Annotated in this window: 19 protein-coding genes; 5 read left to right on the top strand and 14 right to left on the bottom strand. The window is 56.7% G+C overall.

The features are described 5' to 3' along the window. The 3 genes from QZ766_RS12205 to QZ766_RS12195 all read right to left on the bottom strand — a co-directional run. Positions 1 to 485 (bottom strand): MFS transporter (locus QZ766_RS12205; protein WP_297202299.1); only part of this gene is annotated, 485 nt, incomplete at its 3' end. A 62-nt stretch (positions 486 to 547) separates the two neighbouring features. After that, positions 548 to 2,002: an FAD-binding oxidoreductase gene (locus QZ766_RS12200; RefSeq protein WP_297202296.1), complete on the bottom strand. Its 1,455-nt coding sequence runs from the start codon at positions 2,000 to 2,002 to the stop codon at positions 548 to 550. A 79-nt stretch (positions 2,003 to 2,081) separates the two neighbouring features. After that, entirely contained in the window at positions 2,082 to 2,867 is a 786-nt protein-coding gene (locus QZ766_RS12195) for an SDR family oxidoreductase (protein ID WP_297202293.1), read from the bottom strand. A 320-nt stretch (positions 2,868 to 3,187) separates the two neighbouring features. Here QZ766_RS12195 and QZ766_RS12190 point away from each other — a divergent pair, with 320 nt between their 5' ends. Further along, positions 3,188 to 4,477 carry an MFS transporter gene (locus tag QZ766_RS12190; protein WP_297202290.1) on the top strand — a complete coding sequence of 430 codons (1,290 nt, stop codon included), beginning with the start codon at positions 3,188 to 3,190 and terminating at the stop codon, positions 4,475 to 4,477. Between the two features lie 36 nt (positions 4,478 to 4,513). Further along, positions 4,514 to 5,992 carry an FGGY-family carbohydrate kinase gene (locus tag QZ766_RS12185; protein ID WP_297202288.1) on the top strand — a complete coding sequence of 493 codons (1,479 nt, stop codon included), beginning with the start codon at positions 4,514 to 4,516 and terminating at the stop codon, positions 5,990 to 5,992. A gap of 35 nt (positions 5,993 to 6,027) precedes the next feature. Here the strand turns inward: QZ766_RS12185 and queE are convergent, their stop codons facing one another. The 6 genes from queE to rlmD all read right to left on the bottom strand — a co-directional run bounded on the left by queE (position 6,028) and on the right by rlmD (position 14,506). After that, on the bottom strand, positions 6,028 to 6,699 hold the full coding sequence (gene queE / locus QZ766_RS12180) for a 7-carboxy-7-deazaguanine synthase QueE (RefSeq protein ID WP_297202285.1): 672 nt from the start codon (positions 6,697 to 6,699) through the stop codon (positions 6,028 to 6,030). A 123-nt stretch (positions 6,700 to 6,822) separates the two neighbouring features. Next, positions 6,823 to 8,121 carry a phosphopyruvate hydratase gene (gene eno, locus QZ766_RS12175; protein ID WP_297202282.1) on the bottom strand — a complete coding sequence of 433 codons (1,299 nt, stop codon included), beginning with the start codon at positions 8,119 to 8,121 and terminating at the stop codon, positions 6,823 to 6,825. 80 nt (positions 8,122 to 8,201) lie between these two features. After that, positions 8,202 to 9,839, bottom strand: a complete 1,638-nt coding sequence (gene pyrG, locus QZ766_RS12170; protein ID WP_297202279.1) for a glutamine hydrolyzing CTP synthase — start codon at positions 9,837 to 9,839, stop codon at positions 8,202 to 8,204. 223 nt (positions 9,840 to 10,062) lie between these two features. Further along, complete coding sequence (mazG, locus tag QZ766_RS12165) at positions 10,063 to 10,854, bottom strand: nucleoside triphosphate pyrophosphohydrolase (protein WP_297202276.1); 792 nt, start codon at positions 10,852 to 10,854, stop codon at positions 10,063 to 10,065. Between the two features lie 71 nt (positions 10,855 to 10,925). Continuing rightward, positions 10,926 to 13,157: a GTP diphosphokinase gene (relA, locus tag QZ766_RS12160; RefSeq protein WP_297202273.1), complete on the bottom strand. Its 2,232-nt coding sequence runs from the start codon at positions 13,155 to 13,157 to the stop codon at positions 10,926 to 10,928. 44 nt (positions 13,158 to 13,201) lie between these two features. Continuing rightward, positions 13,202 to 14,506 carry a 23S rRNA (uracil(1939)-C(5))-methyltransferase RlmD gene (gene rlmD / locus QZ766_RS12155; protein ID WP_297202270.1) on the bottom strand — a complete coding sequence of 435 codons (1,305 nt, stop codon included), beginning with the start codon at positions 14,504 to 14,506 and terminating at the stop codon, positions 13,202 to 13,204. Between the two features lie 57 nt (positions 14,507 to 14,563). Between rlmD and barA the strand changes: the two genes are divergently transcribed. Further along, entirely contained in the window at positions 14,564 to 17,311 is a 2,748-nt protein-coding gene (barA, locus tag QZ766_RS12150) for a two-component sensor histidine kinase BarA (protein WP_297202267.1), read from the top strand. 50 nt (positions 17,312 to 17,361) lie between these two features. On the opposite strand, the gene QZ766_RS12145 is transcribed toward barA, so the two are convergent. From QZ766_RS12145 to syd, 5 genes are all read right to left on the bottom strand, one after another. Continuing rightward, positions 17,362 to 17,808: a flavodoxin gene (locus QZ766_RS12145; RefSeq protein ID WP_297202265.1), complete on the bottom strand. Its 447-nt coding sequence runs from the start codon at positions 17,806 to 17,808 to the stop codon at positions 17,362 to 17,364. A 16-nt stretch (positions 17,809 to 17,824) separates the two neighbouring features. Continuing rightward, the gene (gene truC, locus QZ766_RS12140; protein ID WP_297202263.1) at positions 17,825 to 18,607 is read right to left on the bottom strand and encodes a tRNA pseudouridine(65) synthase TruC; all 783 of its coding nucleotides are present in this window, start codon (positions 18,605 to 18,607) and stop codon (positions 17,825 to 17,827) included. Continuing rightward, positions 18,607 to 18,936: a YqcC family protein gene (locus tag QZ766_RS12135; RefSeq protein ID WP_297202260.1), complete on the bottom strand. Its 330-nt coding sequence runs from the start codon at positions 18,934 to 18,936 to the stop codon at positions 18,607 to 18,609. Before QZ766_RS12135 ends, truC begins: the two co-directional genes overlap by 1 nt. 50 nt (positions 18,937 to 18,986) lie before the next feature. Continuing rightward, positions 18,987 to 20,294: an aminopeptidase P family protein gene (locus tag QZ766_RS12130; protein WP_366509416.1), complete on the bottom strand. Its 1,308-nt coding sequence runs from the start codon at positions 20,292 to 20,294 to the stop codon at positions 18,987 to 18,989. 760 nt (positions 20,295 to 21,054) lie between these two features. Further along, on the bottom strand, positions 21,055 to 21,600 hold the full coding sequence (gene syd, locus QZ766_RS12125; RefSeq protein WP_297202255.1) for a SecY-interacting protein: 546 nt from the start codon (positions 21,598 to 21,600) through the stop codon (positions 21,055 to 21,057). A gap of 69 nt (positions 21,601 to 21,669) precedes the next feature. Here syd and queF point away from each other — a divergent pair, with 69 nt between their 5' ends. After that, positions 21,670 to 22,515 (top strand): NADPH-dependent 7-cyano-7-deazaguanine reductase QueF, encoded by an 846-nt coding sequence (gene queF, locus QZ766_RS12120; protein ID WP_297202252.1) that lies wholly within the window; start codon positions 21,670 to 21,672, stop codon positions 22,513 to 22,515. A 115-nt stretch (positions 22,516 to 22,630) separates the two neighbouring features. Then, on the top strand, positions 22,631 to 23,995 hold the full coding sequence (gene ppnN, locus QZ766_RS12115; protein ID WP_297202249.1) for a nucleotide 5'-monophosphate nucleosidase PpnN: 1,365 nt from the start codon (positions 22,631 to 22,633) through the stop codon (positions 23,993 to 23,995). The last annotated feature ends 277 nt before the right edge of the window (positions 23,996 to 24,272 follow it).

Here is a 24,272-nt window from a genome sequence, read left to right as displayed (position 1 = left end):
GCGACACTCGCCAGCACATAGCCGACCGTCCAGACAACGCTGAAAGCGCCCAGCAGCATTCCCCGATAGCGGCGAGGTGAAAATTCGGCCAGCAGCGTGTGCCCGACGGCATAATCACCGCCCAAACCGAAACCGATTAGAATACGCAGGAAAATCAGCTGTTCCGGCGTATTAGCAAAAAATTGCAGAAATGAGGCCAGCGTAATTAGCAGAAAGCTGAAAGTAAAAATACGCTGGCGGCCAATGCGGTCAGAGATCCACCCCAGGATCAGACTACCAAGAAACAGGCCAAACAGCGCCGACCCGCCGATGAATCCTTCCTGAACTGAGGTCAGCTGCATCTGCGGCTGAAGCTGGATCATGGCGTAGCCGATAGCCCCCAGCACGTAACCATCTGTCAGATGCGCGCCGAAAGTCAGACCGGCGATACGGCAGTGAAAACGGGTAAGCGGAAGATCGTCCATGCGAACCGGTGACGCGCCCATTGCTCCCCCCTTCTTGAAATAAAACGGGCTTCCCCGGACGGGGAAGCCTTATTGTTTATTGATTATTTTTCGATTGGATAGATCGTTCCGGTATTCATAATGCCGTTCGGATCGAACTGTTTCTTAAGTCCCTCCAGCAGGGCCCAGGCCGTACCGTGCTCCGCTTTGGCCCAGTGCACGCGGTGTTTACCGATACCGTGGTGGTGCACCATAGAACCACCGAGGTTGATCGTCTCCTCGCAGATAATCTTGTTCAACGGATTGTGATACTTATCGATCTCTTCTTCCGGCTTGCAGCCCACCACGTTGTAGTCATACACGAAGTACATGTTAGTGCCGTTAATGTAGCTGTGGGAGGAGTGGCCGCCGAGCATGGTGATATCGTCCGCGTGCGGGAACTCGGTGCGGATACGGTGAATAACGCGCTCGTAGATTTGATGGATGGAACTCCAGTCGCCGGAGACTTCCGTGGTGAAGCCCATATTGCCGGTTTTGAGGATCTGCACGCGCTCTGCCGCGACTTTTTCCGGGCCCCAGTTCAGGTTGTTGAACCAGTTTTCAATCAACTTACTGTCTACGCGCTGGCACGCCGGATAGCGGGACACAACGTCTGCAATTCCTTCTCCTGTTGCCTTCGCCATACGCGGGTTGCCTTCTGCCATAAAGATCAGCACGCATTTGCCATCAGCAAAGTGGGTAAAGTGCTGAGTGCCATCTTCAGCGTCATACAGGCGCGCGATGGAAGGGCGATAGCCTTCCACCATAACTTCGCGCAGGATCTCGAAGCCGACCTTCATATCGTCGAGGATATAACCGTAGAACAGGTTGTTTTCCGGCATATATTTAAAGATTTTAACCGTGACTTCAGTGATGTAGCACAGCGCCCCTTCGTTACCGATAATGATGTGGCGAATATCCGGGCCCGCAGCGCGGCGCGGAACGTTCTTAATGCGGGTAATGGTACCGTCCGGCAGTACGGCCTCCAGACCAACGACCATATCCTCAATCGCACCGTACAGGGTGGAAAATTGCCCGATGCTGCGGGTTGCCACCAGACCGCCCATCTGCGCCAGAGGCTTCGACTGCGGCGAATGGCCGGTGGTATAACCTTTTGCACGCAGCGCGTTTTCAAGCACTTCCAGCGGCACGCCGCACTGGGCGGTTGCCTGCATATTCTCGATATCAATATCGATAATTTTGTTCATCCCGGAGCCGTCGAGCACCAGCGAATTTTTAACTACCGTTTCCAGACCACCTTCCGTTGCGGAGGCACCGGTGCGCGGTACGCCGTTAATCTTGTGCTGGTTCATGAAGGACAGCACGCGCGACACCTGCTCCGTAGAGCCGAGTTTCACTACTGCAGCCGGCAGCGGCAGGGTGAAAACACCGTGGATGTCAGCAAATTTTCTGAAGCGGTCAACGCTGTTCTTTTTCAGCACGCTCTCATCGACGATCACACGCTCCGGGCCGACGATCTCTTTGACCTGTTCAACAATTGCTTCGCGGGATAAAGACATATGTATTTCCTTCCTGATTTAAAATAAGTAAGCAGCAGAAACCACCTGAAATAATATTTACAGGCTGACGGTCCGAAAATTATCGGACTAAATATCCACCATCAACGACTAATAAGTGACCATTAACATAGTTAGAAGCACGACTGGCAAGGTAGACCATCGCCCCCATTAAGTCCTGGGTATCACCCCAGCGGTTTGCTGGAATATGGTCAAGAACGCGCTGATTTGTTTCTGGATTACTGCGGGTAGCGGTCGTAATTTCGGTAGCATAATAACCAGGAGCTATGCCATTAACCTGAATGTTATATTGACCAAGCTCATCACAATAAGCTTTAGTAAAACCTGCAAGTGCGTGTTTTGTTGCTGAATAAGCCGGCGACCACTGTCCACCTAAATAAGAGAATAGCGAACATATATTTATAATTTTGCCGCTCTGCTGGGGGATCATCACTTTCGCGGCCTCATGGCTTAACTCAAACGCGGCGGTGAGGTTAACGTTTATCATCGGATCCCAGTCTGCGCGACCAAAATTCAGTACTTTATTAAGTTTGCAGATACCGGCGTTGTTAACCAGAATGTCCACGGTGCCGAAACGCGCGCAGCAGGCGGCGATGATTTCTCGCGGTGCGCCTTCAGCGGTGATATCAACCTGCATGAACTCAACCTCGACACCCTGTTGCTCAATCAGTTCACGGGTTTCGCCGTTATCCTGAATGAAGCTTGGTATAAACAGGTTTGCGCCCGCTTTTGCCAGAGCCAGCGCAAAGGCCTGGCCAAGGCCACTGTTGCCGCCGGTGACGATAGCGGTCTTTCCCTTCAGTGAGAAGAAATCCATTGAAAACGCATTAAGAGATTCGATTGACATATCTGGCTCCAACTTCCTTTAGGCAAAAAAAAAGAAAGGCAACTTCCCCCACAAGAGGGAAGTCACCTTTCTCATATTCTCTGGTAACTGGATGTAATTTTTAGCACAGCCTGCCAGGTCTGAACGTGATGAAAGTCACAGGATTTTATCTCACATAATTTTCGCCTGGAAAATTTGGATTCGTGATAACTCTCACATCGTAATCTAATCTTAAATGATATTTGTTATAGCCATTACTAGAGACCATGAGAAAAGTAATCTGCCTGTAAAAGGGTGGCTTACTTTTCTCTTTTTTTTGTCTGCGCAATACGAGAAACGCTATGCAACCACACTCATACCGACGCTGGATTACCCTCGCCATTATTAGTTTTAGTGGAGGCGTTAGCTTTGACTTAGCTTATTTACGTTATATCTATCAAATCCCCATGGCCAAATTTATGGGCTTTAGTAATACCGAAATTGGATTAATAATGAGCACATTCGGCATTACGGCGATTATTTTATATGCGCCCAGCGGGGTTATTGCCGACAAATTCTCACATCGAAAAATGATTACGTCGGCAATGATCATTACAGGCCTGCTCGGGCTGCTGATGGCAACCTATCCTCCGCTGTGGGTGATGCTTGCCATTCAGGTAGCTTTCGCGATTACCACCATACTGATGCTGTGGTCGGTATCAATCAAAGCAGCCTCGATGCTCGGCGACAGTACCGAGCAGGGCAAGATTATGGGCTGGATGGAAGGGCTGCGCGGCGTGGGCGTGATGTCGCTGGCGGTATTTACCATGTGGGCCTTTTCACGTTTTACCCCGGACGATCCTAACAGCCTGAAAACGGTGATCCTCATTTACAGCGGTGTCTATATTTTGCTGGGGATCCTGTGCTGGTTTTTCGTCAGTGACGGCAATGTCGCGAACGATCCTCAAGGTACTCAACCAAAAGCCTTTCAGCTCAGCGATATCCTGTCAGTACTGCGTATCAGCACCACATGGTACTGCAGCATGATTATTTTCGGCGTCTATACGATTTACGCCATTCTTAGCTATTCCACCAATTATTTGACGGAAATGTATGGCATGTCGCTGGTGGCCGCCAGCTACATGGGAATTGTGATCAATAAAATATTTCGCGCCATGTGTGGTCCGCTCGGAGGAATTATCACCACCTACAGCAGATTAAAATCCCCTACCCGCGCAATTCAGGTTCTGTCCGTGATTGGTGCTATTGCGCTTATTGCACTGCTGGCGACCAACCGACACCCGCAGTCAGTGGCACTGGGAATTGGTCTGATTCTGCTGCTGGGCTTCACCTGTTATGCATCGCGCGGCCTCTATTTTGCCTGTCCCGGCGAGGCAAAGACGCCCACCTTCATAATGGGCACCACGGTGGGGATCTGCTCGGTAATTGGTTTTCTGCCAGATGTCTTTGTGTACCCCGTTGTCGGACACTGGCAGGATACCCTGCCCGCTGCTGAAGCCTATCGCAATATGTGGCTAATGGGACTTGCCGCCATGTTCATGGTGATGGTGTTCACCTTTTTACTATCCAGAAAAATCCGCGGTGCCAATATGCCCCGCGCCCGCACGGACGCCCAAATTTCCGGCGCGTAATACGACGTTACTTATTGGCTTTACAGGAGAATGGCAATGGCCAAAAAATACATCATTGGAATTGATGGCGGCAGTCAGAGCACCAAAGTTGTCATGTACGACCTGCATGGTGCTGTTATTTGCGAGGGTAAAGGCGCGCTGCAGCCGATGTACACCCCGGATGCAGATACGGTAGAACATCCGGATGACGATTTGTGGGACTCGCTGTGCCGAGCCGGCAAGGATTTGATGCGTCAGTTTACCGGCAATGTTGATGATATCGTCGGTATTGGACTGGGCTCTATTCGCTGCTGTCGCGCGCTGCTCAAGGCCGACGGTACGCCGGCCGCACAGCTTATTAGCTGGCAGGACGCCCGCGTTACCCGTCCTTATGAGCACACCAATCCTGATGTAGCCCGGGTAACCTCGTTCTCTGGCTATCTGACCCATCGCCTGACCGGCGAATTTAAAGACAATATTGCCAACTATTTTGGCCAATGGCCCGTGGACTACAGAACCTGGAGCTGGAGCCACGATCCTGAGGTGATACGCAAATTCCAGATCCCCCAAACTATGCTGTTTGACGTACAGATGCCCGGTACAGTACTTGGCAAAATCACCGAACAAGCGGCGAGGGCCACAGGATTTCCCTCCGGCCTGCCGCTAGTATGCACCACCAGTGATAAACCAGTTGAAGCACTGGGTGCAGGGCTGCTGGACGATGAAACTGTGGTTATCTCTCTCGGCACCTACATTGCGCTAATGATGAACGGTAAAACGCTACCGAAAGATCCGCTGCACTACTGGCCCATAATGTCCTCAATGCCGGACACGCTGCTGTACGAGGGCTACGGCATTCGCAAAGGAATGTGGACGGTTAGCTGGCTGCGGGACATGCTCGGTGAGTCGCTGCTGAAACAGGCCGCAGCAGCTGGCGTGTCGCCGGAGGATTTTCTCAATCAGAAAGCATCCGAGGTGCCACCGGGGTGCGACGGGCTAATGGCGGTTCTGGACTGGCTGACCAACCCCTGGGAGCCCTACAAACGCGGGATCTTTATCGGCTTCAACGCCACGATGGATTACGCATGGATGTACAGAGCTATTCTTGAAAGCATTGCCCTGACCCTGAAGAATAATTACGACAATATGTGCGAAGAGCGCGGTCATGCAGCCCGGCAGCTGATTGTCACCGGCGGCGGCTCCAACAGCGACCTGTTTATGCAGATCTTCGCTGATGTCTTCAACCTGCCGGTGCGTCGAAATGCCATCAATAGCTGCGCCAGCCTCGGTGCCGCTATCAATGTTGCGGTAGGCCTGGGCCTGTATCCATCATATGACGCTGCCATCGGCAATATGGTGCGCGTTAAGGACACCTTTACGCCGGTGACTCAGCACGCGGTGCTATATGAAGCAATGAATAAGGGAATATTCAAGGAACTGCCGCGCTATACCGATCCGATACTAAAAAAATCGTATGCAGTTTTTCACGGCGATCTGAAAGAAGAAGAAAGTATACAGAGCTGGTCAAACGCCTGAGCCCGAGGCCGGATGCGGCGCATCCGGCTTTCCCTTCATGCAATATTCAAATACTTATGGGTCTGCATCGACAGCCGCCAGTTGCGGGCGATGCAGGTTTCGATGCACAGCCGGGTGGCGTCTTCTTTCTGGCTGATGGGCTGCAGGGCGATAATCCGCGGCTTCTCGTCGGCGATGGTTTCCAGCAGCTCATCGAGCGCTTCAATATCGCGGGTGCGGCCAACCGGGTGCTTGATTTCATCCGCGCGGTGCAGCGCCTGGGAGAGCACCTCGTAGCCGCCGCGCATATTGACTTTCGGCGATACGGTAACCCAGGTGCCGGCAGAGCAGCGCACTTCGTGGGTGCCGCTGGTTTCAATCTGGCAGCTGTAGCCGTGCTGCTCCAGCAGTTCGGTAAGCGGGGTCAGATCGTGGATGCAAGGTTCGCCGCCGGTGATCACCACGTGACGGGCAGTCCAGCCCTGACGGTCGATAGCGGTCAGCAGCTCTTCGGCGGTGGCCGCGCCCCACTTGTCGCTCTCTTTCACTTTCGCCAGAATGCTGAACAGCGAAACTTCCCGATCCGCAAGCTTATCCCAGGTATGTTTGGTGTCGCACCACGCGCAGCCGACCGGGCAACCCTGGAGTCGGATAAACAGAGCGGGAACGCCGGTGAAGTAACCCTCGCCTTGCAGGGTCTGGAACATCTCGTTAATCGGGTACTGCATAGTCATCTCAGCTGTGGAATAAACGCTAAGTATCGCAGATTAGGCTGAAACGATCATTCCTGATTAACGGGTAAAAAAAATGCCAGTCTTTCGACTGGCATTTTTCAGAGGAGGGCTCGGCGATTATGCCTGACCTTTGATCTCTTTACGACCGTTGTACGGTGCTTTTTCACCCAGCGCTTCTTCGATACGAATCAGCTGGTTGTATTTAGCAACGCGGTCAGAACGGCTCATGGAACCAGTTTTGATCTGGCCTGCTGCAGTACCTACCGCCAGGTCAGCGATGGTTGCATCTTCGGTTTCGCCAGAGCGGTGAGAGATAACGGCAGTGTAGCCCGCGTCTTTCGCCATCTTGATAGCAGCCAGGGTTTCGGTCAGGGAACCGATCTGGTTGAATTTGATCAGGATGGAGTTAGCGATACCTTTATCGATACCTTCTTTCAGGATCTTGGTGTTGGTTACGAACAGATCGTCACCAACCAGCTGGATTTTGTCGCCCAGCACTTTGGTCTGGTAAGCAAAACCGTCCCAGTCAGATTCGTCCAGACCGTCTTCGATAGACACGATCGGATACTGTTTGGTCAGGTCTTCCAGGAAGTGAGTGAACTCTTCAGAAGTGAAGGCTTTGTTGCCTTCGCCGGCCAGAACGTATTTGCCGTCTTTGTAGAATTCAGACGCCGCGCAGTCCATCGCCAGAGTGATGTCTTTGCCCAGCTCGTAGCCAGCAGCCTTAACAGCTTCAGCGATAACAGCCAGCGCTTCAGCGTTAGAGCCCAGGTTCGGCGCGTAGCCGCCTTCGTCACCCACGGCAGTGTTCATGCCTTTGGATTTCAGAACTTTAGCCAGGTGATGGAAAACTTCAGAACCCATGCGCACGGCTTCTTTCAGGGATGCAGCGCCAACCGGCTGAATCATGAATTCCTGAATATCAACGTTGTTGTCAGCGTGCTCGCCGCCGTTGATGATGTTCATCATCGGAACCGGCATGGAGTATTTGCCCGCGGTGCCGTTCAGCTCAGCGATGTGCGCGTACAGCGGCAGACCTTTGGACGCGGCAGCAGCTTTTGCAGCAGCCAGAGAAACAGCCAGAATGGCGTTGGCGCCGAATTTGGATTTGTTCTCAGTACCGTCCAGATCGATCATGATCTTGTCGATGTTCGCCTGGTCTTTAGCATCTTTACCCAGAACGGCTTCTGCGATCGGGCCGTTAACCGCGGCAACAGCCTTGGTTACGCCTTTACCCAGGAAACGGGATTTGTCGCCATCGCGCAGTTCCAGCGCTTCGCGGGAACCAGTAGAAGCACCTGACGGCGCAGCTGCCATACCGACGAAACCACCTTCCAGGTGTACTTCGGCTTCAACAGTCGGGTTACCACGGGAGTCGATGATTTCACGACCGATGACTTTAACGATTTTGGACATTAGGTTTTCCTCAGTACAAGTTAAACTAAAACTCCAGACAAACAGTGCACCCCGGGGGTGCACTGCCGTTGTAACTTTTTTTACTTCGCTTCGCGTTTCTGGTAATCGCTGGCGGCTTTCACAAAGCCTGCAAACAGCGGATGCCCGTCACGCGGCGTGGAAGTAAATTCCGGGTGGAACTGACAGGCCACAAACCACGGATGATTTGGGATTTCGACGATCTCGACCAACTGATCGTCCCCGGAGCGACCCGCAATGCGCAGGCCAGCAGCTTCAATCGGTTTCAGCAGCATGTTGTTGACTTCATAACGGTGACGATGGCGCTCGGTGATGGTTTCCGCACCGTACATCTTGCGCACCAGGCTGTCGTCGCTGAGCTGGCACGCCTGCGCGCCGAGGCGCATCGTACCGCCGAGATCGCTCTTCTCGGTGCGAACTTCAACGTTGCCGTTTTCGTCACGCCACTCGGTAATAAGCGCCACAACCGGATACTTACAGTCTGGCACAAATTCCGTTGAGTTGGCGTTCTCCATGCCTGCCACGTTGCGCGCAAACTCGATCAGCGCAACCTGCATACCCAGGCAAATGCCGAGGTAAGGAATCTTGTTTTCACGCGCGTAGCGCGCAGTCGCGATCTTGCCTTCAACGCCGCGGTAGCCGAAGCCGCCCGGGATGAGGATCGCATCGAGGTCTTTTAAGATCTCAACGCCGCGGGTTTCAACATCCTGCGAATCAATCAGCTTGATGTTGACAGTAACGCGGTTTTTCAGGCCGCCGTGCTTCAGCGCTTCAATCACTGACTTATAGGCATCCGGCAGCTCAATGTACTTGCCGACCATGCCGATAGTCACTTCGCCCGACGGGTTGGATTCTTCATACAGAACCTGTTCCCATTCAGACAGATTGGCTTCCGGAACGTTCAAGCTGAATCGTTTACAAATATAATCGTCCAGCCCCTGAGATTTCAACAGGCCCGGAATTTTATAAATGGAATCGACGTCTTTCAGAGAAATAACAGCCTTTTCAGGAACGTTGCAGAACAATGCAATTTTGGCGCGCTCGTTCGCCGGCACTGCGCGATCGGAGCGGCAAATCAGGATATCAGGCTGAATACCGATGGAGAGCAGCTCTTTCACCGAGTGCTGGGTCGGCTTGGTTTTCACTTCGCCCGCGGCGGCCATGTAAGGCACCAGCGTCAGGTGCATAAACAGCGTGTGCTCGCGACCGACTTCTACCGCCATCTGGCGAATCGCTTCGAGGAACGGCAGCGACTCGATATCGCCCACGGTACCGCCGATTTCAACCAGCACAACGTCGTGGCCTTCGCCGCCGGCGATGACGCGCTCTTTGATAGCGTTAGTGATGTGCGGGATAACCTGAATCGTGGCGCCAAGGTAGTCGCCGCGGCGTTCTTTGCGCAGGACTTCAGAGTAGATACGACCCGTGGTGAAGTTGTTGCGGCGAGTCATCTTGGTGCGGATGAAACGCTCGTAGTGACCCAGGTCCAGGTCGGTTTCGGCGCCGTCTTCCGTAACGAACACTTCCCCGTGCTGCGTCGGACTCATGGTGCCCGGATCGACGTTGATATACGGATCCAGTTTCATGATGGTCACGTTGAGGCCACGGGCTTCAAGAATGGCTGCCAGGGAGGCTGCGGCAATGCCTTTACCCAGAGAGGATACGACCCCGCCGGTCACAAAAATATAGTTCGTTGTCATGCTGAACCTGAGAAGTTAGGGTGAAACGATGGAATAACCAGGACGGGAAAGTAGTATACCCGAACACGGCAGTCGCCACAAACTTTCATTCTTCCTCTCCGGAGCCAGGTTCTGACAAAAGAAACCGTGAGAAAATAGCCCTTTTTGGGTAAATGTTTTTGACGCAAATCAAGCGTTTGTCATTTGTAAAATCGTACAAATTGGGCTTTGCCGTAAAAAAACGTTAGAGATCAGCTTCCTGACGTTTTACTTCCTGCCAGGCCGCTTCCATGGTCTCCAGATCGACGCCGGTCATTTCCAGCCCGCGTTCGGCAACAATTCGTTCCACTTCGCGGAAACGGCGCTCGAATTTGAGGTTGGCTTTTTGCAGCGCCACTTCGGCTTTGACCCCCAGATGGCGGGAAAGGTTAACAGTGGCAAACAGCAGATCTCCCACCTCCTCTTCCAGCTTCTTCTGGTCGATAACCGCCTGCTGCGCCTCGTGCATCACTTCGTCGATCTCTTCATGCACTTTGTCGAGCACCGGCCCGAGGGACGTCCAGTCAAACCCCACCGCCGAACAGCGGCGCTGGATCTTGTGGGCGCGCATCAGGGCCGGCAGGCTGTGGGGAATATCGTCAACCGCAGAGTGCTGGGACTTCTCCGCCCGCTCGGCGGTTTTTATCGCTTCCCAGCGCGCCAGCACCTCGCCGCTGCTGTCGGCCGTGGCGTCACCGAAGATGTGCGGATGGCGGCGCTCCAGCTTGTCGCTGATAGCCGCGCAGATGTCGTCGAAGTTAAACCGGCCTTCTTCCTGCGCCATTTGCGCGTAAAACACCACCTGGAACAGCAGGTCGCCCAGCTCGCCGCGCAGATCGTCAAAATCCTCACGGGCGATGGCGTCCAGCACTTCGTACGTTTCTTCAAGGGGGTAGGGCGCAATAGTGGCAAAGGTCTGCTCTTTATCCCACGGGCAGCCGGTTTCCGGGTTGCGCAGGCGGCGCATAATGCCGAGCAGGCGGTCGATTTGGGTCATAACAACTCCTTGAAAAGAAAAAGATACGGCGCCAGCTTCCGACGGAAGTGGCGCCGTTTTAAACCGGTGTATCAGCCGCCATGCAGGCGGCGGGCGTCAATCACATCCGGTACCTGGTTCAGCTTGCCGAGCACCCGGCCCAGCACCTGCAGGTTGTAGATTTCGATGGTCATATCAATGGTAGCTACCTGCTGCTTAGTGTCGCTGCGGCTGGCGACGCCTAACACGTTAACCTTCTCGTTGGCGAGAATGGTGGTGATGTCGCGTAGCAGGCCGCTGCGATCGTTGGCGGTAACGCGCACCACCAGCGAATAGCCCGCAGAGTAGCTTTCGCCCCACACCGCTTCCACGATGCGCTCCGGCGCGTGAGCCCGCAGCTCCAGCAGCTGATCGCAATCCGCCCGGTGCACGGAGATCCCGCGCCCCTGGGTGATAAAGCCGACGATTTCATCGCCGGGGATCGGCTGGCAGCAGCGGGCAATATGGTGCATCAGGTTGCCGACGCCCTCCACCACCACGCGGCCGTCGTCTTTCTTACGGCTCTGCGGGTTGTAGGTTTTCTGCTGCAGCTGCTTCAGGGCAGCGGCGTCCTGTTCGGCCGCACTCGGCTTGTTGAACTGCGCCTGCAGGTAGTTAACCATCTGGTTGAGGCGAATATCCCCCACGCCGATGGCCGCCAACAGCTCGTCCAGCTCGTTGAAGTTGTAGCGCGACAGCAGGAATTTCTCCGCCTCTTTCAGGCTGATCCCCAGCTGGCCCAGCTCGTCGTCGAGGATCTGGCGGCCTGCTAGAATGTTCTTATCCCGATCCTGCTTGCGGAACCAGGCGTGGATCTTAGAACGTCCGCGGCTGGTGGTGACATAGCCGAGGTTCGGATTCAGCCAGTCGCGGCTCGGGTTCGGCTGCTTCTGGGTGATGATCTCAATCTGATCCCCCATCTGCAGCTGATAGGTGAACGGCACAATGCGTCCGCCGATTTTCGCTCCGATGCAGCGGTGCCCCACGTCGCTGTGGATATGGTAGGCAAAGTCCAGCGGCGTAGAGCCTGCGGGCAGATCCACCACGTCGCCTTTCGGCGTAAAGACGTAAACCCGGTCGTCGAACACCTGGCTGCGCACTTCGTCGAGCATCTCGCCGGAGTCGGCCATCTCCTCCTGCCACGCAATGAGCTTGCGCAGCCAGGCGATACGGTCTTCGTGTCCGCGCCCGCCGCCCGCGCTGGCGCCCTCTTTGTACTTCCAGTGGGCGGCAACGCCCAGCTCGGCGTCTTCGTGCATCTGCCGGGTGCGGATCTGGATCTCAACAGTTTTTCCGCCCGGGCCGAGCACCACAGTGTGGATTGACTGATAGCCGTTCGGCTTAGGATTGGCGACGTAGTCGTCAAACTCGTCCGGCAGGTGGCGGAAATGAGTGTGGACAATACCCAGCGCCGCGTAGCAGTCCTGCAGGCGCTCGGCCACGATGCGCACCGCCCGCACGTCAAACAGCTCATCGAACGCCAGATGCTTTTTCTGCATTTTGCGCCAGATGCTGTAAATATGCTTCGGACGGCCATAAACCTCGGCTTTGACGCCCTCTTCTTTGATGGAGGCGCGCAGGGTGCCGACAAACTCATCAATATAGTGTTCGCGGTCAATGCGCCGCTCGTGCAGCAGCTTAGCGATGCGTTTGTATTCGTCGGGGTGCAGATAGCGGAAGCAGTAATCTTCCAGCTCCCACTTGAGCTGGCCGATACCGAGCCGGTTCGCCAGCGGCGCGTAGATGTTGGTGCACTCTTTGGCGGCCAGCACCCGCTCGTCTTCCGGCGCGTCCTTCACTTCCCGCAGGTGGGCGATGCGCTCCGCCAGCTTGATGACCACGCAGCGGAAGTCGTCCACCATCGCCAGCAGCATCCGGCGCACGTTGTCTACTTGTTCAGGGGACACCGAATCAGTATGGGAGGCCTTCAGCTGGCGAATGGCGGCCATATCGCGCACGCCGTGGATCAGCTGCACTACAGAGCGGCCAACGCTCTCTTCGAGCTTCTCTTCCGTGACCACGCCGCCCACCACCAGCGGATAGAGCAGCGCAGCGCGCAGCGAGTCGTTATCCATGTTGAGCATGGAGAGGATTTCAACCATCTCGACGCCGCGCCACAGCAGCAGCTCGGCGTCAGGATGGCCTTCGGTCTGTTCCCGACAATAGGTCCAGGTTCCGGCCAGGCGCTCACACGACTGGGTGCTGACGATCCCGAGATTCGCTATCCATTTGGCGGGATCGAACTCACCAGCTCGATTAAGATGTGCACTGCGTACCGCAACCATTATGCTCTCCTTTCGGGGCCGGGCCTGCCGGACTCGTCATACCTTTATTCATTAATGTGTTCAAACAGCACCATGGACTCCAGGTGGCCAGTGTGCGGGAACATGTCCAGCATTGCCAGCCGCTGAATCTGATAGCCGGCGGCCAGCAGCGCTTCGCTGTCGCGCGCCAGCGTCGCCGGATTACAGGATACATAGACTATCCGGGAAGGGGCCAATTTTACGATGTGCTGTAACACGCCGGGTGCGCCCGCGCGCGCAGGATCGAGTAAAATTTTGTCAAAACCCGCTTTCGCCCACGCCTGGCGAGTCACGTCCTCTTCCAGGTTCTCATGGTAGAACGTCACATTGTTCAGGTTATTATCTCGGGCGTTTTGCTGCGCCTTCGCCACCAGCGCCGGAACGCCTTCCACGCCCACTACACTTGCCGAGCGGGCTGCCATCGGCAGCGTGAAATTACCCATGCCGCAAAACAGATCCAGCACCCGATCCTGAGGCTGCACGTCCAGCCACGCCAGCGCCGTGGCCACCATCTGCTGATTAACGCCGTCGTTCACCTGAATGAAGTCGCGCGGGCTGAAGGTTAAGCGTAGCCCGTCTGAGCTATACCAGGGCAATTCTCCGCTCAGCTGCACTATCTTTTCACTGTCCGGCGCCAGCCACAACGCAAGCTGGTGAGAATGCGAAAAGCGTTCCAGTTTTGCCTTATCTTCTGCCGGCAGCGGCGCGGTATGGCGCAGCACCATCAGCGGCCCGTTATCCGCCTGCACCAGCTCAACGTGACCAATGTGCCGCACCGACTGCAGACTGCTCAGGCAGTCGTGCAGCGCGGGCAGCAGCGCCTCAAGAGTGGGCACCAGTACCGGGCAGCGGCGCACGTTGACAATGTCGTTACTGCCGGCCTTGCGAAAGCCCATCTGCAGCTCGCCGCTTTTGGGCTGTACGTTAATGCTAAAGCGCGCCCGGCGGCGGTAGCCCCAGGGAGAGCCCGCAATCACCGATTCCACCTCGTGCTTCATCAGCCGCGCCAGCGCTGCCCGCTTGCTGCGCTGCTGCAGCGGCACGCTGGCATGCTGCTGCTGGCAGCCGCCGCATACGTCGAAATGCGGACAGCGCGGGGTTTCGCGCTCGGGGCTGTCGTTCAGCCGCCGCTTTACCTGCCCGCGGGCGTACTGTTTTTTCTCTTCCGTAAGCGTGATTTCCGCGCGCTCGTCGGGCAGCAATCCACTGATAAACAGCAGCTTGCCGTTATGCCTGGCAACGCCCTGACCGAAAGAATCTAGCTCGTTTGCCGTCGCGGTTATGATCTGGCGCGTCGTCACGCGCCGTTTTGCAGAGTAGAATTGCGCCATCGTAGAGATTTTTCTCGCACTCAATAATTAACCCTGATTCTCCCATAATGGACCGCCATGACCAACTACAGCCTGCGCGCGCGTATGATGATCCTGATACTGGCCCCGACCGTTCTTATCGGTTTATTGCTCAGCGTCTTCTTTGTCGTACATCGCTACCACGATCTGCAGCGTCAGCTGGAGGACGCCGGCGCCAGCATTATTGAGCCGCTGGCCGTTTCCAGCGAATACGGAATGAACTTGCAAAACCGCGAGTCTATCGGCCAGCTTATCAGCGTGCTGCACCGCCGCCATTCAGAAATAGTGCGGGCCATTTCCGTTTATGACGAACACAACCGGCTGTTTGTCACCTCTAACTATCACCTCGATCCCACCGAGCTGCAGCTGCCGCAGGGCTCGCCCCTGCCCCGCCAGCTAACGGTATCCCGCAGCGGCGATCTGATGATTCTGCGCACGCCGATTATTTCCGAAAGCTACTCGCCGGACGAGTCACCGAACTCCGACGCCAAAATGCCGGAAAACATGCTGGGCTACGTGTCGCTGGAACTGGACCTGAAATCCGTCAGGCTGCAGCAGTATAAAGAGATGTTTATCTCCAGCGTGATGATGCTGTTTTGCATCGGCATCGCGCTGATTTTCGGCTGGCGCCTGATGCGCGACGTCACCGGCCCGATCCGCAACATGGTTAACACCGTTGACCGCATCCGCCGCGGCCAGCTCGACAGCCGGGTGGAGGGCTTTATGCTCGGCGAGCTGGATATGCTGAAAAATGGCATCAACTCGATGGCGATGTCGCTTGCCGCCTACCATGAAGAGATGCAGCACAACGTCGACCAGGCCACCTCGGATCTGCGCGAAACCCTGGAGCAGATGGAGATCCAGAACGTCGAGCTGGATTTGGCGAAAAAGCGCGCCCAGGAAGCGGCGCGCATCAAGTCCGAGTTCCTCGCCAATATGTCCCACGAGCTGCGCACCCCGCTTAACGGCGTGATCGGCTTTACCCGCCTGACGCTGAAAACCGATCTTAATCCGACCCAGCGGGATCACCTGAACACCATCGAACGCTCGGCCAATAATCTGCTGACCATCATTAACGACGTGCTGGATTTCTCGCGGCTCGAAGCCGGCAAGCTGATGCTGGAGAGCATCCCGTTCACCCTGCGCGGCACCCTGGACGAAATCGTGACGCTGCTGGCGCACTCCGCCCACGATAAGGGGCTGGAGCTGACGCTGAATATTCGCGGCGACGTGCCGGACAACGTGATTGGCGATCCGCTGCGCCTGCAGCAGGTGATCACGAACCTGGTCGGCAACGCCATTAAGTTTACCGAAAACGGCAATATCGACGTGCTGGTGGAAAAGCGCGCCGTTAGCCACAACAAAGTGCAGATTGAGGTACAGATTAAGGACACCGGCATCGGTATTCCCGAGCGCGGCCAGTCGCAGCTGTTCCAGGCGTTCCGCCAGGCCGATGCCAGCATCTCCCGCCGCCACGGCGGCACCGGGCTGGGTCTGGTCATTACGCAAAAGCTGGTTAAAGAGATGGGCGGGGATATCTCCTTCCACAGCCAGCCGAACCGCGGCTCCACTTTCTGGTTCCACATCAGCCTCGATTTAAACCCCAATGCGGTTAACGAAGTGCCGATGCTGAGCAGCCTCGCGGGCAAGCGCATTGCCTACGTGGAAACCAACCCCGCCGCCGCGCAGTGCACTCTTGACCTGCTGGCAACCACGCCGCTGGAGGTGATTTTCAGCCCTTCCTTCACCGCGCTGCCGGACGACCGCTACGATATTCTGCTGATCGGCGTGCCGGTTTCGATGCGCGATCTGACCAAAGAGACCGAGCGCCTGACCCGGGCGCACGCGATGACCGACTTCCTGATCCTCGGCCTGCCCTGCCATGCTCAGGTGGACGCCGAAGCACTTAAAGAGGGCGGCGCAGCCGCCTGCCTGCTGAAGCCGCTTACCGCAACCCGGCTGCTTCCGATCCTCGCCGAATTCTGCCGCAGCAACCAGCTGCCGCTGATCGCCGAATCCCCTGACGAGCGGCTGAACATGACCGTCATGGCCGTGGACGACAACCCGGCCAACCTGAAGCTCATCGGCGCACTGCTTGAAGATCAGGTCAAGCGCGTCGAGCTGTGCGAGAGCGGGCAGCAGGCCTACGATTTAGCGCGCCAGCAGCAGCTGGATTTAATTTTGATGGATATTCAGATGCCGGGCATGGACGGCATCCGCGCCTGCGAGCTGATTCGCCAGCTTTCGCATCATCAGCTTACCCCGGTGATTGCCGTCACCGCCCACGCCATGGCCGGCCAAAAAGAGAAGCTGCTCAGCGCCGGCATGAACGACTATCTGGCCAAGCCGATTGAGGAGACTAAATTGCGCAACCTGCTTACGCGCTATAAACCTGGAATGACGACCCCCCGCGTGGACCTGCCGGACGCCGCGCCCTCGGTGAATGTTAACAGGACGCTGGACTGGAATCTGGCGCTGCGCCAGGCCGCCAACAAGCCGGATCTGGCCCACCAGATGCTGCAGATGCTGGTGGCATTTCTGCCGGACGTGCGCAACATCGTGGAAGAACAGCTGGTGGGCGAGAAGCCGGAAGACCTGGTGGAGATCATCCACAAGCTGCACGGCAGCTGCAGCTACAGCGGCGTGCCGCGGATGAAAAACCTCTGTCACCTGATCGAAGGGCAGCTGCGCAACGGCATCGCCGCGGAAGATATTGAGCCGGAGCTGCTGGAACTGCTGGACGAGATGGACAACGTGACCCGGGAGGCGGGGAAAATACAGATTTAACAGACCACAGTGCGTAACAACAGAACCCCGGCGAGCCGGGGTTCTGCGTTTTAGGATTCGAGCAGCGACGCCCAGTGCTCAATCCACGGATTCGACATGCTTTCAGGTTCAGGATTTTCAGACGCGTCAATCATCAGCATCTCGCCGACGCGCCGCGCGCCCTGCTCCTGCAGCAGGGCATCGAATTTCCTGCCACCGCCGCAGTAGTCGTTATAGGTGCTGTCCCCAAGTGCGATGATGCCGTACTGGCGCTCCGGCTGATAGCGATCCTGCAGGCCGTCATACAGCGGCACGATGCTGTCCGGCAGTTCACCCTGCCCGGTGGTAGAGGTCACGATCAGCGCGTACTTGCCCTCATTCGCGTCCCAGTCCTGAATCTGCGGGTCTTCATAGACCTTCGCCTCGTGCCCGCGGGCGCTGAGAATAGCCTGCGCCTCTTCTGCAACCAGCAGCGAGTTTCCATACATTGTGCCGACAAAAATGCCTACTTCCGCCATCGTCTCTGTTCCTGAACTAGTGGTGAATGCCGCCATCCTGAACGTTGTCCGGCGTAAACTCAACCCTTTCCACCGGCGCCAGCTGGCCGCGCCAGCCGAAGTGTGACAGCGCCTGCATCCATACCGGATCGAGTCCGGCACGAATAACCAGCGGTTCACCGGTGAACGGATGCACCAGCGCCAGCTCGCTGGCGTGGAGCATCAGCCGGTCGCAGCCGAAGTGCTCTGCGGCGCTGCGGTTCTGGCGCAGATCGCCGTGCTTGCTGTCGCCGATAATCGGGTGGCGCAGGTGGCTGAGGTGGCGGCGAAGCTGGTGCTTACGGCCGGTTTTCGGCTCCAGCTCGACCAGCCCGTAGCGCGTGGTGGGATAGCGGCCGGTGGCAACGGGCATTTCTACCGAAGCCAGCCCGCGATAGTGGGTCACCGCAGGCTGCGGATCTTTATTCTCCCGGGCAAATTTATCGGCGATTTTGTCCAGCTCCTCCACCAGCGGATAGTCCAGCGTCGCTTCATCCATCAGCCAGCCGCGCACGATGGCGTGGTAGCGCTTCTGGATCTGATGCTGCTCAAACTGCAGCGACAGGCGGCGCCCCGCTTCGCTGGAGAGGCCCATCAGCAGCACACCCGAGGTGGGACGATCGAGGCGGTGGGCGGTAAACACGTGCTGGCCAATCTGATCGCGCACGGTTTGCATCACCACCACTTTTTCGTCGCGGTCGAGCCAGCTGCGGTGCACCAGCCAGCCGGAAGGCTTGTTGACGGCCACCAGCCACTCGTCCTGATAGAGGATCTCAAGCATCAGGCTTCGCCCGCCGCAAACAGCGCGTCGAGCTGCTCCAGCTCGGGCAGGATGTAGACCCGAAACGGGTGGGCGGCGTCCAGCGCCATTTCATAGTAGGGCGCGACGGCGAAGCTCTGCGGCAGCGCCTGCTGCGCGTCGAGAAGCTGGTGCATGCGCGGGATCAGCACCCACCGCAGCCACTCGAGGGGCTCAAGGGTATCCATGCAGAAGGGCTGGGTGCTGGTGAAAGCGCTGTTGTCCGGCGCGTCGTCCTGCCAGTGCTGATGCTCGCGCATCAGCGCCTCAATACTTTCCAGCCGCTGGCGAACGTGGTGATGTTGAGTCATGGAAACCTCGCAAATGTCGATGTACAAATTTGCGAGGGAGGATACACGCCTCAGCGGCCGCAGACCAAGGACTTATCTTTGGCCAGCAGGAACGGCCGCAGGTAGGCCACGGTGTTGGAGAGCGGCAGCACGTCGTCGGAGAGCGCAATATTCAGCTCATGACGAATGTACGCCCGACGTGTCTCAATACGCGCCCACAGCGCCGGATAGTCGGCAGCAATCTGCTGGCGCAGCGCGGCGTCCGCCAGCGCAACCCCCTCTTCGGCGCTGACCCCGGCGTAGCCCGGTACTGAAGGAATAATGTCAATTTGCAGGATCGCGCCGCTTTTCAACTTTTCAGCGGAACCGGCGTAAATCGGCGAAGACATCCACTCTTCATCGGCGCACAGGTGGCCCGGATTAAGGTGCCAGCCGTAGCGCGCCTTTGGCAGCACGGATTCAATCAGGTCATACATCTCGCCGCCCGCCATGCCGACGCGAACGTGCTCAAGCCACGCCGCTACCGCGCCGAAGTAAGGTTTTGCTACCCGCTGCAGATAATCGGCCTGGCTCGCGGGCAGCTCGTTCTCCATTTCAATGATAAATCCGGCCCGGCTGGAGAGGCCGCCTTTATAGCCGGTAGTCAGCGACAGCGTCTCGCCCCGCACCAGCGTTTTCCAGGTCGGATAGAAATTCGCGTTAGCAAAACGCGGGCCGGCGGCGGCAATAGTCACTACGGAAGGATACTGCCCCTGCGCCGACAGCAGCCCGCCCAACTCTACCTCGCGCACGCCGGGCTCTACCGCGTCCAGCGCGGCCAGTATGCAGTTAGAGGCCAGATTGGCGCCGTATTCATAATGGGCGATTTCGTTGGCGTTATTCACCACGCGGGCGCCGATATCGCCGCGAATAAACAGGTGCGCGGCATTCTCCAGTTCGGTATCCGGCGCTGCGCTGCGCTTAACGGCATCAACAATAAACCACGGTAAATCGAAGCAGGTTTTGTTATCCACGGTGGCAGAGGTAAACATCTTCCAGCCCACCAGCCCGAGTTTCCTGACGTCGCCAAGCCCAGCCTGTAGCAGCACGCTGTCCAGAGGGGCATCGTTGTGCATCGGCTGATTGGGCAGCGAGAAAAGCGGCGTGTGCAGCGCGGTAGCCGCAATACGACAGTATTTCGCCATCTTCAGATTCTCGTTGCCGAGGACGATGTACGCCTGCCCGCTGCGGTGCAGGATCAGCAGCGCCTCTTCAAAGCGCGGCACGAAGCCGGTCAGGTATTCAAAGTTGCCGCCGTGCTCTTTATCCGCGTAGATAACCACGGCGTCGAACCCTTCCTCGCGCATGTTCGCCAGCAGTTTTGTTTTACGTTCAGCCATCGTGGCATCGCTCAGCGGCACGGGAGCAACGTCGGGGAAAGAGCGGGGAGGATTTGTGGTGTGTAACTGAACCGAACGCGCCTGCATAGTGACCTCATAGACTATTGATAAGCAGCCGCCTTCGCGGGCGGCGACTGAATTAATACTGAATGCGGGGAGAGAAAAATCGGGCGGCTCAGGAACAAAAAAAGGGAGCACTGTTTTCACAGTGCTCCCGGTTTCGTTTCGCAGCAATCCGGCTACTTAATTTGGTGCTCCCTGCTCATCCGTGACAACTTTTCCTGCGGTCTCCTGACCAGTTCATCCGTAAACGTTGCATCCTGCTCGTACCACCCCGATACGATAAAGCTTGTCCGTCAGCTGTTCCCGATCTTCCCGATCCGCTAATCATCCTGACTAGCTCTCATTCTCCATCCTGGAGGTGTCCCTTAACGCATCCTGCGCAATCCATTCACTTCGTCCTGAAGCCTTTCCCTGTAGCACCGTCCTGGTGTTCCGCTGAAACGTCATCATCCTGATGTTCGTTTCACTGCCTGACTCCTTGTCGGCGGACATAGAATCCCTTATTACGTCCCATCTTACAAGCGACTTTACTTATGCCTTACGGCGCTATTTTCATATGAAAGCTGTGGTTAAAATAGTTAAGTAAATGTTTTTTAAATAAATTAAAATTAAGGCTTACAGTAATAACGTGCATTATTCCAGGCGATCTCTCACATGCGGTGTAAGAGATCTCTCACACGAAATTGGCTTTCCGGGCCTACAAATGCGGTTCGAGATGGGGAAGGAAGCTCGCCAGCGACGCGGAGAGCACCGTTTTTCGCCGGGTGCCGACCGTTTCCAGCACCACTTCTCCGGACAAATTACAGACCGAAATCACGTCCAGCTCGCTTTCAAGTGTAGCAATAAACAGCGTCGGCGACAGCTTAAGGCGGCGCTGCATCACCAGATGCCCAATCAGGTTCTCCTGCAGGCGCAGAAAATCTTCCGGGCTCCACGCCTGCAGCAGCGTCAGCGTGCGCTCGCCAAAGCGGGCGCGCATGTCTCCGGCGAACTGAGCGGTGTAGAACGTGTGCAGCGAGGGCTGAAGCGCAATCTCAATGGCTTTTTCAACGCCGCCCAGATCCTGCGCCGGTAAAAAAGGCTGCGGCTGCCAGAATACGGCGTCTTCACCGGTGGCGGTGATGCAGGGCGACGGCACGCCGTACAGCTCTTCGCTGCGCGGATCGCTCGCGTACTGCTGCTGCCAGGCCGCGCAGTAGCGGCGGGTGAAGGCCTTCAGGGCGTCGGACGTCTCTAAATCCACAGATTTCTCTCTTCGTCTCAGTCAGGATAAACTTAGCGGCATAGTCTACCTGCTTTGCAACGGTGAAACATGTCCTCTTACGAAAACCATCGGGCGCTTTCCGGCCTGACGCTCGGTAAATCAACCGATTACCGCGATATTTATGATGCCTCTCTGCTGCAGCCGGTACCGCGCAGCCTGAACCGCGATCCCCTCGGCATTCGCGCCGACCATCTGCCGTTTCACGGCGGCGATATCTGGACGCTGTACGAGCTCTCCTGGCTGAATGACAAAGGCCTGCCGCAGGTCGCCGTAGGCCAGGTTGAGCTGCGCGATACCAGCGTCAATCTGGTGGAATCAAAAAGCTTTAAGCTCTACCTCAACAGCTTTAACCAGACCCGCTTTCCGTCGTGGGACGCGGTGCGCGAAACGCTGGAGCGCGATCTGCGCGTCTGTGCGCAAGGCGACGTCAGCGTGCAGCTCTTCCGTCTGCAGGAAATCGAAGGTCAGCCTATCGCGCATTTTAGCGGCGAATGTATCGACGAGCAGGATATCAGCATTGAAGATTACGAATTCGACGCCGGACACCTCAGCGGTGCGGCGGGTGATGATGTCGTGGAAGAGACGCTGGTCAGCCACCTGCTGAAATCCAACTGCCTGATCACCCACCAGCCGGACTGGGGCTCGGTGCAGATCCAGTACCGCGGCCCGCGCATCAACCGCGAGAAGCTGCTGCGCTACCTGGTGTCGTTCCGCCACCATAATGAATTCCACGAGCAGTGCGTGGAGCGCATTTTCTGCGACATCCAGCGCTTCTGCCAGCCGGAGACGCTGAGCGTCTACGCCCGCTATACCCGCCGCGGCGGCCTCGACATTAATCCGTGGCGCAGCAATACCGATTTCGCCCCCGCCGCCGGCCGCCTCGTTCGCCAGTAAACAAATCATTGCAAATTAAGCGCGGTTTCCCCCGCGCTTTCCCTTGTGAAGATCCGCGGGGCGCGACTATTGTAATCAGCAGGGAAGTTAACTATTTATCCCATAAGGAGCGCACTTGATTACCCACGTAAGCCCACTTGGCTCAATGGATCTGCTGTCGCAGCTGGAAGTCGATATGCTGAAAAGCAACGCCAGCAGCGACCTTTACCAACTGTTCCGCAACTGCTCGCTGGCGGTGCTGAACTCCGGCAGCCTTACTGATAACAGTAAAGAGCTGCTTTCCCGCTTTCAAAGTTTTGATATTAACGTGCTGCGCCGCGAGCGCGGCGTGAAGCTGGAGCTGATCAATCCACCGGAAGAAGCCTTCGTTGACGGGCGCATTATCCGCTCCCTGCAGGCCAACCTGTTTGCCGTACTGCGCGATATCCTGTTTGTTTACGGCCAGCTGCACAACTCCGTGCGCTTTCCGAATCTCGATCTGGAAAGTTCTGCCCACATCACCAATCTGGTTTTCTCGATCCTGCGCAACGCGCGGGCGCTGCACGTTGGCGAAGAGCCGAGCATGGTGGTGTGCTGGGGTGGCCACTCCATTAACGAAACCGAATATATGTATGCCCGTCGGGTGGGCAACCAGCTCGGCCTGCGCGAGCTGAACATCTGCACCGGCTGCGGGCCGGGGGCGATGGAAGCGCCGATGAAGGGCGCCGCCGTCGGCCAGGCGCAGCAGCGCTACAAAGACGGGCGCTTTATCGGCATGACCGAGCCGTCAATTATTGCCGCCGAACCGCCAAACCCGCTGGTCAACGAGCTGATCATCATGCCGGACATTGAAAAGCGTCTGGAAGCGTTCGTACGCATCGGCCACGGCATCATCATCTTCCCGGGCGGCGTCGGCACCGCCGAAGAGCTGCTCTATCTGCTGGGCATTTTGATGAATCCGGCCAACAAAAATCAGGTACTGCCGCTGGTGCTCACTGGCCCGAAAGAGAGCGCCGACTACTTCCGGGTGCTGGACGACTTTATCGTTCACACTCTGGGCGAGGCGGCCCGCAGCCACTACCGCATTATCATCGGCGATGAAGCCGAAGTGGCGCGCCACATGAAGAAAGCGATGCCGCTGGTGAAAGAGAACCGCCGCGAAACCGGCGACGCGTACAGCTTCAACTGGTCGATGCGCATCGCGCCGGACCTGCAGCAGCCGTTTGAACCGACCCATGAAAACATGGCCAATCTCAAGCTTTATCCGGATCAGCCGGTTGAAGTGCTGGCCGCCGATCTGCGCCGCGCCTTCTCGGGCATCGTGGCCGGCAACGTGAAAGAGGTGGGGATCCGCGCTATTGAGGCGCACGGCCCGTACAAAATCCACGGCGATCCGGAAATGATGCGCCGCATGGATAAGCTGCTGCAAAGCTTCGTCGCCCAGCACCGCATGAAGCTGCCAGGCTCGGCCTACACGCCCTGCTACGAAATCTGCGCCTGAACGAAAAAGAGCGGCCATTAGCCGCTCTTATCTTTTCCCTCGCAATGACCTCTGCCCCTCAGGCAAATATTCCCCTTAAGTAAAATTTCCAACGAATAAACGCTGTTTTCAGCCATTTTGCAGCGGCTAACGGCCCACCCTTACCGTTAACGTTCACAAAACATACTGGCAACACGCCCTTTTATCTCCATAATCCAGCAGGAAAATATGAAAAAACAGGCCGATGATTCAAAAATGAGTATCCATCTGGTGTTTTATCGCATTTGAGATCGCGATC

It is taken from the genome of uncultured Pluralibacter sp. (genome assembly GCF_913775985.1).
Classification (GTDB): Bacteria; Pseudomonadota; Gammaproteobacteria; order Enterobacterales; family Enterobacteriaceae; genus Pluralibacter.
The sequence above is the reverse complement of the archived record's forward strand: the minus strand, read 5'-3'. Positions and strand labels throughout refer to the sequence as shown.

Coding starts and splice junctions, on each gene's coding strand:
- QZ766_RS12195 (WP_297202293.1), bottom strand. CDS start 2,867: ATGTCAATCGAATCTCTTAATGCGTTTTCAATGGATTTCTTCTCACTG.
- QZ766_RS12135 (WP_297202260.1), bottom strand. CDS start 18,936: ATGACTCAACATCACCACGTTCGCCAGCGGCTGGAAAGTATTGAGGCG.
- pyrG (WP_297202279.1), bottom strand. CDS start 9,839: ATGACAACGAACTATATTTTTGTGACCGGCGGGGTCGTATCCTCTCTG.
- QZ766_RS12200 (WP_297202296.1), bottom strand. CDS start 2,002: ATGTCTTTATCCCGCGAAGCAATTGTTGAACAGGTCAAAGAGATCGTC.
- queF (WP_297202252.1), top strand. CDS start 21,670: ATGTCCTCTTACGAAAACCATCGGGCGCTTTCCGGCCTGACGCTCGGT.
- eno (WP_297202282.1), bottom strand. CDS start 8,121: ATGTCCAAAATCGTTAAAGTCATCGGTCGTGAAATCATCGACTCCCGT.
- QZ766_RS12190 (WP_297202290.1), top strand. CDS start 3,188: ATGCAACCACACTCATACCGACGCTGGATTACCCTCGCCATTATTAGT.
- QZ766_RS12185 (WP_297202288.1), top strand. CDS start 4,514: ATGGCCAAAAAATACATCATTGGAATTGATGGCGGCAGTCAGAGCACC.
- barA (WP_297202267.1), top strand. CDS start 14,564: ATGACCAACTACAGCCTGCGCGCGCGTATGATGATCCTGATACTGGCC.
- relA (WP_297202273.1), bottom strand. CDS start 13,157: ATGGTTGCGGTACGCAGTGCACATCTTAATCGAGCTGGTGAGTTCGAT.
- queE (WP_297202285.1), bottom strand. CDS start 6,699: ATGCAGTACCCGATTAACGAGATGTTCCAGACCCTGCAAGGCGAGGGT.
- QZ766_RS12130 (WP_366509416.1), bottom strand. CDS start 20,294: ATGGCTGAACGTAAAACAAAACTGCTGGCGAACATGCGCGAGGAAGGG.
- rlmD (WP_297202270.1), bottom strand. CDS start 14,506: ATGGCGCAATTCTACTCTGCAAAACGGCGCGTGACGACGCGCCAGATC.
- mazG (WP_297202276.1), bottom strand. CDS start 10,854: ATGACCCAAATCGACCGCCTGCTCGGCATTATGCGCCGCCTGCGCAAC.
- QZ766_RS12145 (WP_297202265.1), bottom strand. CDS start 17,808: ATGGCGGAAGTAGGCATTTTTGTCGGCACAATGTATGGAAACTCGCTG.
- truC (WP_297202263.1), bottom strand. CDS start 18,607: ATGCTTGAGATCCTCTATCAGGACGAGTGGCTGGTGGCCGTCAACAAG.